Annotated in this window: 13 protein-coding genes; 8 read left to right on the top strand and 5 right to left on the bottom strand. The window is 64.2% G+C overall.

Annotated features, from left to right (window positions below):
- Positions 1-21: 21 nt before the first annotated feature.
- Complete coding sequence (locus AC07R0_RS01195; protein ID WP_495076399.1) at positions 22-888, bottom strand: ABC transporter substrate-binding protein; 867 nt, start codon at positions 886-888, stop codon at positions 22-24.
- A 111-nt stretch (positions 889-999) separates the two neighbouring features.
- Between AC07R0_RS01195 and AC07R0_RS01190 the strand changes: the two genes are divergently transcribed.
- Positions 1,000-2,076 carry a GlxA family transcriptional regulator gene (locus AC07R0_RS01190; protein WP_495103463.1) on the top strand — a complete coding sequence of 359 codons (1,077 nt, stop codon included), beginning with the start codon at positions 1,000-1,002 and terminating at the stop codon, positions 2,074-2,076.
- Positions 2,077-2,125: 49 nt separating this feature from the next.
- Here AC07R0_RS01190 and AC07R0_RS01185 read toward each other — a convergent pair whose 3' ends face one another.
- Positions 2,126-2,710 carry a YceI family protein gene (locus AC07R0_RS01185; RefSeq protein WP_495098260.1) on the bottom strand — a complete coding sequence of 195 codons (585 nt, stop codon included), beginning with the start codon at positions 2,708-2,710 and terminating at the stop codon, positions 2,126-2,128.
- 4 nt (positions 2,711-2,714) lie between these two features.
- Positions 2,715-3,329 carry a secretin GspD/PilQ domain-containing protein gene (locus tag AC07R0_RS01180; protein WP_495103462.1) on the bottom strand — a complete coding sequence of 205 codons (615 nt, stop codon included), beginning with the start codon at positions 3,327-3,329 and terminating at the stop codon, positions 2,715-2,717.
- A gap of 181 nt (positions 3,330-3,510) precedes the next feature.
- Here AC07R0_RS01180 and AC07R0_RS01175 point away from each other — a divergent pair, with 181 nt between their 5' ends.
- Complete coding sequence (locus AC07R0_RS01175; RefSeq protein ID WP_495098258.1) at positions 3,511-3,729, top strand: hypothetical protein; 219 nt, start codon at positions 3,511-3,513, stop codon at positions 3,727-3,729.
- Here AC07R0_RS01175 and AC07R0_RS01170 read toward each other — a convergent pair.
- Positions 3,726-4,547, bottom strand: a complete 822-nt coding sequence (locus AC07R0_RS01170; RefSeq protein ID WP_495103461.1) for a Rossmann-like and DUF2520 domain-containing protein — start codon at positions 4,545-4,547, stop codon at positions 3,726-3,728. The two genes, AC07R0_RS01175 and AC07R0_RS01170, sit on opposite strands and share 4 nt — an antisense overlap.
- Positions 4,544-5,836 carry a sensor domain-containing diguanylate cyclase gene (locus AC07R0_RS01165; RefSeq protein WP_495098256.1) on the bottom strand — a complete coding sequence of 431 codons (1,293 nt, stop codon included), beginning with the start codon at positions 5,834-5,836 and terminating at the stop codon, positions 4,544-4,546. Before AC07R0_RS01165 ends, AC07R0_RS01170 begins: the two co-directional genes overlap by 4 nt.
- Positions 5,837-5,985: 149 nt before the next feature.
- On the opposite strand from AC07R0_RS01165, the gene add reads away from it, so the two are divergent.
- From add to curA, 6 genes are all read left to right on the top strand, one after another.
- Complete coding sequence (gene add, locus AC07R0_RS01160; RefSeq protein WP_495103460.1) at positions 5,986-7,005, top strand: adenosine deaminase; 1,020 nt, start codon at positions 5,986-5,988, stop codon at positions 7,003-7,005.
- A gap of 146 nt (positions 7,006-7,151) precedes the next feature.
- Entirely contained in the window at positions 7,152-7,364 is a 213-nt protein-coding gene (locus tag AC07R0_RS01155; RefSeq protein ID WP_495098254.1) for a YjfB family protein, read from the top strand.
- Positions 7,365-7,490: 126 nt separating this feature from the next.
- Complete coding sequence (locus tag AC07R0_RS01150; RefSeq protein WP_495103459.1) at positions 7,491-7,958, top strand: CopD family protein; 468 nt, start codon at positions 7,491-7,493, stop codon at positions 7,956-7,958.
- 147 nt (positions 7,959-8,105) lie between these two features.
- A complete protein-coding gene (locus AC07R0_RS01145; RefSeq protein WP_495103458.1) occupies positions 8,106-8,720 on the top strand; it encodes a TetR/AcrR family transcriptional regulator in 615 nt (204 codons plus the stop codon).
- An 85-nt stretch (positions 8,721-8,805) separates the two neighbouring features.
- Positions 8,806-9,966, top strand: a complete 1,161-nt coding sequence (locus AC07R0_RS01140; protein ID WP_495103457.1) for an iron-containing alcohol dehydrogenase — start codon at positions 8,806-8,808, stop codon at positions 9,964-9,966.
- 24 nt (positions 9,967-9,990) lie between these two features.
- The gene (curA, locus tag AC07R0_RS01135) at positions 9,991-11,025 is read left to right on the top strand and encodes an NADPH-dependent curcumin/dihydrocurcumin reductase (protein ID WP_495103456.1); all 1,035 of its coding nucleotides are present in this window, start codon (positions 9,991-9,993) and stop codon (positions 11,023-11,025) included.
- Position 11,026: the final 1 nt, after the last annotated feature.

Raw genomic sequence — 11,026 nt, 5'->3', positions numbered from 1 at the left:
GGTGGGCAAATGGAGGGTGACTTACTTGCAGGAGGGCAATTTCCAATCGGCCGGGCGATCGACACCGGCGCGGAAGTTCTGGCCGGCGGGCACGTACCACACGTCTTGCACCAGGCCGTACTTGCTGCCGATCTTCTTCAGCTCGCAGCCCTGCCAGAGTTTGGCGATCTCGGCGTTCACCGCCTGGGCCAGTTCCGGGTTGTCCTTGTTCAAACCAAACACCACCTGGCCCAGGCCGGTCAGCAGCGGGAAGTCGGGGTTCGCATCCACGAAGGCGTTGAAGCGCACGTTCCACTGCGGATTGCGCGAGATGGCGTACTGCATCACCGGCGGGTCGCCGATCACCGCGTCGATGCGGCCGGCCAGCAAATCACGCACTGCGGCGTCCGAGGTGTCGTACATGGTTAATTGCAGACCGGCAATCTTGCGCAGCTCGGGGATGAAGGAGAAGCCGGTGATCGTGCCGACCTTCTTGCCTTCCAGGTCCTTCAGGTGCGACCAGTTGGTCTTGTTCGACTGGGTGATGCCGTTCTTGAAGTAGTGGATCGGGTCGCTCAGCGTCATGATCTTCGAGCGCTGCTCAGTCCAGCCCATGGTGCCGGCCATCACGTCCACGCGCTTGGCCTGCACCGAGGCGATGGTGCCCGACCACTCCATCAGTGCCGGTTTCACCTTGAGCTTTACCGCGTCGGCGATGCGCTGCAGGATCTCGCCGTCGTAGCCGATCATCAGGCCGTCCTGGTAGCCGGTGCCGGGCATGTCGCCGGTGAAGGCGATGGTCAAATTGCCTTTGTCTATGGTGGAAGGAGTTTGCGCCTGCACAGTGGGCAGCAGCGCGAAAGCGCCGAGCAAGGTGCACAACAGCCGGGTGATAAAGAGTGGTTTCATGGTGGTTCCTGCAAGTTGGAAGAAGGCTTCTGGGTTACGCGTTGGCGTGGCACGATTGTTCAAAATCACCCCCCACTTGGCATAGGAAGCGCTTGCCTGTAAATTGAACGTATGCGACATACGGTAAAAACCCCTAAACCCCTGGCCAAGCAAGGCGCGAACGAACTGGTCGGCCTGCTGGACGCCTCGAAGGAACGTCCGCCGCTGAACCCATCGGGCGTGGAGCTGCGCATCGGCATCCTGCTCTGGCCGCGCTTTCCGCTGCTGTCGCTGGCCGGCCTGTGCGATGCGCTGCGGCACGCAGCCGACATAGGCGACCAGAGCCGGCAGGTGCGCTGCACCTGGACGGTACTGGGCGTGCCCGACCAACCGATCCAGGCCAGCTGCGGCGTGGAGATCCCAGTACAGCAGTCGCTATCGAGCCAGCACCAGTTCGACTACGTGGCGGTGATCGGCGGGCTGCTGCCCTTCATGGACAAAGTAGACCGGCGCTACACCAGCTTTCTGCAAGAAGTGGCTGCAGCCGGCACTCCGCTGATCGGCATCTGCACCGGCAGCTTCGCGCTGGCCCAGGCCGGGCTGCTGCAGGGCAAGGTGGCCTGCGTGCACCCCTTCCATGTGAACGACTGGAAGAAGATGTTCCCGGCCCAGGCGTTTGCGACGAATGCCGACTACCTGTTCGACGGCGACCGCATCACCTGCGCCGGCGGCATCTCCATCATCGAGCTGGCCACCGAGCTGATCCGCCGCCACTGCGGGCCGGACCGCGCGGCCAAGGTAGTGCACCAGATGACGGTATCGCAGCGCTCCTCCACCCACGTCACGCGCCGGCATGCGCTGGGCTATGCGTCAACGGAGAACGACAAGCTGCGCCAGGCCATCATGCTGATGGAAAAGAACATCACCACGCCTCTGGAGATCGCGGTGATCGCCCGACTGGTGGAGACCAGCAGCCGCCAGCTGGAACGGGTTTTCATGGCCGAGACCGGCGCGTCGCCGTCCGAGTTCTACCGCAACTCACGCCTCAAGTACGGCCGCTGGCTGCTGACCACATCCGACTCGCCCGTCAGTGCGATTGCCTACGAATGCGGCTTTGCCGACGCCTCGCATTTCATCCGGCATTTCCAGCAGCTGTACGGCATGGCACCGGGGCGGCTACGCCGCGCGGTGCAACCCCAAAGCGCTTGAAAATTTATAGAAATTGAGGCTCTAGCGCAGTAGATATCTGCGCAAGCAGCTATTGAATTAGTAGCGCATCAGCCACAGGCGGACGCACTGCTTCCATCTGTACCAAGAGGTGCACAGCCTTGGGCAAGCCCCAACTGACGCCCATGTCCATGCCGTAGTCGGTGCGGTCTATGGTGGTTTCAAAGCGACCGGAGCACGCCTCGGGAGCGGGCGGGACTGTGCAGACAAAATGGGTGACGTGCAACACCACGGGCAGGGTCTTGCCTAGCAGGGTCAGGCTGCCGCCCACCTCGGTCAGGGTGTCGCCGTTGAACAGAAACTGGTCGCCCACGAAACGGATGGTCGGGTACTGGCTGGCGTTGAACAGCTCCGCGCTTTGCAAAATGCTGTCGATGAAAGCCACGCCTGAGCGCACTGAAGCCGCGGCAATATTGACATTGGCCCAGCCGGTTTTGGCCTGCAGGTCCAGTTGAATGCTGCCCGAGTGCTGCTCGAACCGGCCGCTCTGAAGGCTGCCGAGTTCATATTGGGTCACGGTGCGCGCAGGATCGATCGCATAGACCACGGGCTCGGCATGGACCAGCCCCGCAGCCAGCGCCAGCACCCCATAACGCAACAGGCGCAGCCAAACCATGGTGTCAAGGCGCCAGCACACGGATCTGCACCAGGCGGCGCGTCTCCGCAACGGCTTCGCTGCTGTAGCTATTGGCCTGGGCCTGCGCACCGGTAGCGGCCACCGTGACCCACTGGCCCAGCGCCGCGCTGACCGTGGTGGCCATCTGGCTGCGCGACTGGCTGGGCAGCTCGGCATTGCCCGTGGGCGCCTCTACGCTGGCGGCCTGGACCTCGATCTGCACCGCCACCGGCTGCTTGCCACCGGGCCAGCGCGGCTGCACCGCCATGCTCTGGCCAGCCTGCATCCACACCATGCCGTAGCTGACGCCACCGCCGCTGCTACTGCCGGTTCCGCTGCTGCCCGACTGGCTGCTACTGCCCCCCACCACCGACTGCACAAAGCGGATGGGCACGGTCTGGCCCATGTGCAGCGTGGCCTTTTCGCCATTGCGCACCTGCACCTGCTGCGCCACCAACGGGGCGCTGGTGGCCTGGGTGCTGACGGTGTAGGCCGCGGATTCGTCGATCTGGCGCAGCTCTACCGTGAGATTGCGCTGCGGTAGTTGGGCCAGTACAGGTAAGGCCAGCCACAGGCCGGTAACGACCAGAAACAGGGATTTACGTGCATTTTTTGGCATTGCAATATTGTTTCACGTTTGTTTCACGTAGCCGCTTTGTGTGCCTGATGCGTTATGTAAATAAGGCCCCATATACAGCCTATCCAGGGCTTTATTCCAGCCCTTGTTCTGCATGGCCTTGCCTATATTGAAATGGACAGCCAGCCTCATTTTCGGCGGAGCTTTTATGTATACGGACACGATGACATTAGACAGCGGCACGGCGGGGGCATCGCCCAGCGGCCTGCTGCTGGAGGTGGACTTCAAATGGCTGATGGCTGGCCAGGGCCGTGATATAGACCCCGCACGGCTGATGCATGACCGTGGCTACGCCAGCAGCTGCCTGGAGTTTGCACTGCACTCGCCCTGCGCTCCCTTGCGTGCCTGTGCCAGCCGCCTGATGGTGGTACTGGGGCTCTAGGTTTTACCGGCCATCCGCAAAGCCAGCGCACTCAACGCCTCATAGGCCGCGCCGGCCTGGGCGTCCCAGGCCGTGACGGCCTGCGCCTGACGGGCAATGGCCGCGGTGTCGCCGCGCGCGGCCGGCCCGGTCAGCGCGGCGGCTGGACCCAGCGCGGTGATATTGGCCACGGCATTGTTCAGCAACATGCGGCGCAGGCCTGGGATCAGCTCCGCCGGCACGCCGCTGCTACGCCAGGCGTCTTCGGCCACGCTCTGCAGCACCGGCAGAAAGTTGGTGGCAAACACCGCCGCAGCGTGGTACAGCAGCTTGTGCTCCGTGGCCACGCCAAAGCATTGCGCGCCAATGGCCGTGAAGGCGCTGCGCAAAATTTCGCAGGCCGCCGGGTCACCTTCCAGCGCGCAGGCGGTACCGGCAAATTGGGCCACGGCCGCGTCCACCGAGGCAAAACTCAGAATGCAATGCGCACTGGCCGTCTGCCAGCCCCGCTCAGCCAGCGGTGCTAGCAGCCCATGGCCCAAGGCCCCACTGCAGTGGAAGGCCAGCGCAGGTGTGGCATTGGCAGACAAGGCCGCCGCCAGCGCCTGGGCTGCGGCGGAAATCTGCGCATCCGGCACGGCCAGCATCCACACATCGGCGGAGCGCAGGGCCTGCGGGTTGTCCACCGCCCGGCCCGCGCCAATGGAGGCACAGGCAAGCTCGGCGCGCTGCAAAGAGGTGGTCAGCACGTCCTGTACGGCGAAGCTGCCCTGCTGTCGCCACAAGCGTGCCAGGGTCTGGCCCACGCGCCCCGCGCCCACCAGGTTCAGGGTTTTCATGGCGGGTCGCTGGGCAAATGCCATACACGGTTGCGCCCGGCACGCTTGGCGCGGTAGAGCATGCCATCGGCATGGGTCAGCAACTCATCCAACGTGGCATCGGGCTCGGACATCACCACGCCGAAACTGGAGCTCAGTCGCACAGGCCTGCCGTCGTTGGACAAGCACAGCGCCTGCTCCACGCCCTGGCGCATACGCTCGGCCAGAGCCAGGGCACCCGCCAGGTCGGAATCCACCGCCACCACCACGAATTCATCGCCGCCGATGCGGCCAAAGAGGTCGGTCTCGCGCAGATTGCGCTGGCAAGCCTGCACCACGGCGACGATGGCGCGGTCGCCCACCGAGTGGCCGAAGCCGTCGTTGACCAGTTTGAAGTTGTCGATATCAAAGGCGATCACCGCGATCTGCGTCTGCGCGCGGCGCACGCGCTTGAGCTCCTGCTCGGCCCGCTCCAGCAGATGCCGGCGGCTCAGGATGCCGGTGAGTGCATCGGTATTGGCCAGCAGGCGGAACTGGTTTTTCAGCCGCACGACCTCGGTGATGTCGGTGGAGATGCCCACATAGGCGTCCACCACGCCGTGGTTGGTGATGGGCACCTTGATGGACCAGTAATGGCGCGTCACGCCGTCGGCGTCCACCAAGGTTTCTTCGCCGGTGGATTTACGCCCGCTGTCAAACACCTGCTGGTCCATCACGCCGAAACGCTCCGCTTCCTCCGGGGGAATCATCTGCGCATCCGTCAGGCCTACGATGCTCTCCTGCGTCTGACCGAACAGCTCGGCAGCGTTGATATTGGCGTACAAATAACGGCGCTGCCGGTCCTTCATATAGACCAGAGCCTCCAAATTATTCAGCACCGTGCCCAACAGCGTCTTCTGGGCCATCAGCGTACTCTCCAGGCGTCGACGCTCGGTGATGTCGGTAGAAATGCCGCACAGACCAACGATCTCGCCACTTGGTGCGCGCAGCGGCAGCTTGACGGACCAGCAGATCGTGGGCTGCTGCTGGCCCTTAGCCAGAGTGACCTCTTCCAATTCGACCTTCTCTCCCGTGGCGATGACGTGGCGGTCATTGGCCATGAATTGGTTGTGGACCGTCAGATCGAAAAACTTGTCGTCCGCAGCGCCCACCACCTCGTCCAGGCGACAACGGAACTGCTTGCACACCATGCTGTTGGCGTAGGTGTAGCGGCCCTGCAAATCCTTGGCATAGACATAAGCGCCCACATGGTCCAAGGTGGTTTGCAATGTGAAGACCTGCGCGATCAACTCTTCATAAGAAGCTTCCATGCGCACTCCTTACTTTTGAATACATTCATTCTAGGGGCTCCCCTGCTCTTGCGCCGTCCTTCAGTAGGCGGGTATTCCACGGCTAGAAACCTGTTCAAAGTCTTTTTTTGGGCCTCCCAAAAGACTTTGAACTCGCTCTAAGATGCCGTATGCATACGTCTCCCGTCCCCGCCAGCACCGCCCAAGACCGCCTGCGCACTCTGCCCAAGGCCGAGGTACATGCCCACCTGGAGGGCTGTTTCGAGCCCGCCTTGCTGGCAAGTTGGGCACAGCAGGCGGGTGTAACGCTGCCACGGCCTGTGGATCAGTTGTTTGCCTTCCAGGGCCTGGGCGACTTTCTGCACTTTCTGGACTGGGCCTGCGGGCTGGCCGACACACCCGAGCGCCTGGCCCAATTGGCCTATGCCTACAGCCAGCGCCTGGCCGACAACGGCGCGGGCTATGCCGACCTGATCGTCAACCCCAGCCACTGGAAGGCCTGGCATGGCCGGCTGCCAGCCATGCTGGACGCCATAGACGCCGGGCTGAGCGCCGCCGAGCAGGACGGTCTGCCGCCGGTGAACCTGTGCATCAGCCTGCTGCGCACCCAGTCGGCCAACGCGGCGGTGCAGTTGGTGGAGCAGCTGGTAGCGCTGCGCCATCCGCGCGTGGTGGCCCTGTCCATAGACGGCAACGAAGCCGCGGCCGGCCGCACCGGCCCACGCTTTGCCGAAGCCTTCCAGCGCGCCGGGGCCGCCGGCCTGCGGCGCACCGTGCATGCGGGTGAATCCAGTGGAGCCGAGGGCGTGCGCGACGCCATCTTGCTGCTGGGCGCGGACCGTATCGACCACGGCGTGCGCGCCATTGAAGACCCCTCCGTGGTGGCCCTGCTGGTGGATCGGCAGATACCGCTGGGCATCTGCCCCAGCTCGAATCTGCTGCTGGGCGTTTACCCCTCGCTGGCCGAGCACCCGGTAGACCGGCTATACCGCGCCGGCGTACGCGTCTCGCTGAACACCGACGACCCCTCGCTGCTGGGCGCCAGCCTAGTGGGTGAATACCAGCGCTGCCAGGCCGCGTTTGGCTGGACCGACGCCGACCTGCGCACCATTGCCCGCACCTCCATCGAAGCCAGCTTTGCCCCGCCAGCCACGCGCCAGCAACTTTTGCAGGCGCTAACAGCCTGGTAGTTGCTATGTATTCAATAGCTGATTGCGCAGTTAATACGTACGCCACAGCCATTTTTTCATAAAAACGGGAAATCCCGACTCCAGACTGCCCGCAAACCGCCGATAACCAGGAACCGCGTTCTACGCCCCGCCAGGAGACCCGCACCATGGGAATTGCCAACACCACGGCCGTGCAGTCGGCCACCGCCGCCGCACAAGCCCCCGCGTCCGACAGCCTGAACATCCGCGTGCTGAAAAAAGCCCTGGACCAGCAGGAGAGCAACGCGCAGACCCTGTTAGACGCCCTGCCCCAGCCCGCACCCGCACCGACACTGGCCACCTCCGGCAGCCTGGGCACCCAGCTCAACACCTACGCCTGAGTTTCAGGATAAAAACCGGCGCTAGCGCAGATAAATCCTGCGCTGGCAGCTATAGATTTAGCAGCATGCCGTGGGCCCAGGGACCGGAGGCGGTCACAATGCAGCTTTCCCCCACGAGATACCGCCATGCTGTTTGAAGCCTTTGCCTTTCTCCATTTAGTGGCCGCCATCGTCTGGATGGGTGGCATGACCTTCATGCTGTTCGCCCTGCGCCCCGCCGCCCTGGTCGCCATGGAGGCCCAGCCGCGCGCCCGGCTGATGGTGCAGGTGATGCAGCGCTTCTTCCGCCTGGTACTGGGCGCCATCGTGCTGCTGTTGGCCACCGGTGGCCATATGTACAGCAGCAGCATGAAGGCCGCCCGCGCCGCTGGTGCAGGCCTGCCCCTGGGCTGGAGCCTGATGGCCGGCCTGGGCCTACTGATGGTGCTGGTGTTTGGCCATATCTACTTTGCCGGCTTTGCCAAGTTCAAGCGCGCCGTAGCCGCCGCCGAATGGCCCACCGCCGCGCGCGCCGCCGGCCAAATCCACAACCTGGTGGTGCTGAACTTTGTACTGGGCTGGCTGGCGATTGCTGCGGTGAAGTTCATCCACTAGGAACGAAACAGGCCTCTAGCGCAATTAATTCCTGCGCAGGAAGCTACGTATTTCATAGCAAAAGCCTTCCACTAAAACCCGCCTCTATGGCGGGTTTTTCATGCACCCGAACTAGACGACTGGTCTACTTGATCCACAATCCAACCCATGCTTGCCGACGCCTCCCCCACCCGTAACCAGATCCTCGACTGCGGAGAACGCCTGATCTCCAGCAAGGGTTTCGTGGGCGTGGGCCTGGCCGAGATACTGGCCAGTGCGGGCGTGCCCAAGGGCTCGTTCTACCATTACTTCAGCTCCAAGGAACGCTTTGGCGAGGTGCTGCTGGCGCGCTATATCGAGCGCTATTTGCAGCAGCTGGACGCGTTGCTACGGCCCGACGGCACGCCGGCACGTGCCCGGCTGATGCGCTACTGGTCGTACTGGAACGTCACGCAATGCGGCGTGGGCGACAGCACAGAGCCTGCGTCCAGCCCCAAATGCCTGATCGTCAAGCTCAGCGCCGAAGTGGCCGACATCTCTGAACCCATGCGCAAGACCCTGCGCGAAGGCGCCGACGGCGTACAAAAACGCCTGGCCCTGTGCCTGGAGGAAGCCCGGCTGGACGGCTCCGTGCCCGCCAGCCTGGACGCCTCCAGCACCGCCGAAACCCTGTACGCGCTATGGCTGGGCGCCAGCCTTTTGTCCAAGCTGCGCCGTGACGGCAGCGCGTTTGACCAAGCCACCCGCAGCACCGAACTGCTGCTGGGCCCACGCACCGCCTGAGCCATGCATGTCCATCATTTTTTCACCGGCCCAACTAGCCGACCGGTCTATTTACAACTACTCGTTCTAAAAACAAGGGGCCCCCATGCTGAACTTTGACTTCCACAACCCCACCCATATCGTCTTTGGCAAGGACCGCATTGCCGACATCGCCAAGCTGGTGCCCGCCGGCGCCAAGGTGCTGATCCTGGTCGGTGGCGCCAGTGCCGAAAAAACCGGCACCCTGACCGAGGTGCGCCAGGCCCTGGGCACGCGCCAGCACAGCACGTTTGCGGGCATCGAGCCCAACCCCAGCTATGACACCGCCTTGCAGGCCGTGGCGCGCATCCGGGCCGAGGGCTTCGATTTCCTGCTGGCCGTGGGCGGCGGCTCGGTAATTGACGCCACCAAGTTCATCGCCGCTGCGGCCCTGTTCGAAGGCGATGCCTGGGACATCCTGCTGCAGCGCGGCCGCAACATCGGCCAGGCCCTGCCCTTCGGCGCGGTGCTGACCCTGCCCGCCACCGGCTCGGAGATGAACAACGGCGGCGTCATCACCCGGCGCGACGTCGGTGCCAAGCTGCCCTTCCGCAGCGCCAAGGTGTTCCCGCTGTTCTCGGTACTCGACCCGACCAAGACCTACACCCTGCCGCCCCAGCAGCTGGCGAATGGTGTGGTCGATGCCTTCGTCCACACCGTGGAGCAGTACCTGACCTACCCGGTCAACGCACCGGTGCAAGACCGCTTTGCCGAAGGCCTGCTGCAGACCCTGGTGGAGATCGGCCCACGCCTGCTGGCCGCGCCCACGCCGGTGTACGACGACCGCGCCAGCCTGATGTGGGCCGCCACCCTGGCACTCAACGGGCTGATCGGCGCCGGCGTGCCGCAAGACTGGGCCACCCACATGGTGGGCCACGAGCTGACCGCCCTGCACAACATCGACCACGCCCGCACCCTGGCCATCGTGCTGCCCGCCATGCTGGAAGAGCGCCGCGTGCAAAAGCGCGACAAGCTGCTGCAATACGGCGAGCGCGTTTGGGGCATACACACCGGCACGGACGATGAACGCATCACCGCCGCCATCGCCCAGACCCGCGACTTCTTCGAGCGCATGGGCATCGCCACCCGCCTGAGCGGCTACGGCCTGGGCGCGGACGCCATCGATACCGTGGTGCAGCAGCTGCAGGACCACGGCATGACCCAGCTCAGCGAACACGGTGACATCACGCCCGCCATCAGCCGCCGTATCCTGGAAGCCGCACTGTAAACCCCCACCCGGAGAACCCAGAACATGAGCCAAACCACCACTACCAACCGCCAAATCCAGCTGGCATCCCGCCCACACGGCGCGCCCACCGCCGCCAACTTCCACCTGGCCAGCGGCCCCGTACCCGTGGCCGGCCCGGGCCAGGTGCTGCTGCGCACGGTCTACCTGTCGCTGGACCCGTATATGCGCGGCCGCATGAGCGACGCGCCCAGCTATGCCGCACCGGTGGCCGTGGGCGCCACCATGGTCGGCGCCACCGTCTGCCGCGTGCAAACCAGCCAGCACCCCGGCTTTGCCGAAGGCGACTGGGTACTGGCCTATACCGGCTGGCAGGACTACGCCGTGTCCGATGGCAAGGGCCTGACCAAGCTGGACCCGAAACTGGCACCGCCCTCCTACGCCCTGGGCATTTTGGGCATGCCCGGCTTTACCGCCTATATGGGCCTGCTGGACATTGGCCAGCCCCAGGCTGGCGAAACCGTGGTGGTGGCCGCCGCCACAGGCCCGGTGGGCGCCACCGTGGGCCAGATCGCCAAGCTCAAGGGCTGCCGCGTGGTGGGCATTGCCGGTGGCGCAGAAAAATGCCGCTGGGCCGTGGAAGAACTGGGCTTTGACGCCTGCATAGACCACCACAGCCCCGACCTGGCCGCCCAGCTGGCAGCAGCCTGCCCGCAAGGCATAGACGTGTACTTTGAAAACGTGGGCGGCAAAGTGTTCGACGCCGTGCTGCCTCTGCTCAACAACAAGGCCCGCGTGCCGCTGTGCGGCCTGATCGCCCAGTACAACGCCACCGAACTGCCCAGCGGACCAGACCGCAGCAGCCGGCTGATGCGCACGGTGCTGACCAAGCGCATCCGCATGCAGGGCTTCATCATCTTCGACGACTACGGCCACCGCTACCCCGAGTTCGCCAAGGACATGGGCCCCTGGCTGGCTGCCGGCAAGGTCAAGTTCAAGGAGCACGTCGTGGACGGCCTGGAAAACGCCCCCGATGCCTTCATAGGCCTGCTGGAAGGCAAGAACTTCGGCAAGCTGGTCATCCACGTGGCCAACGACTAAC

The organism is Rhodoferax sp. GW821-FHT07F03 (genome assembly GCF_059418745.1).
The sequence above is the reverse complement of the archived record's forward strand: the minus strand, read 5'-3'. Positions and strand labels throughout refer to the sequence as shown.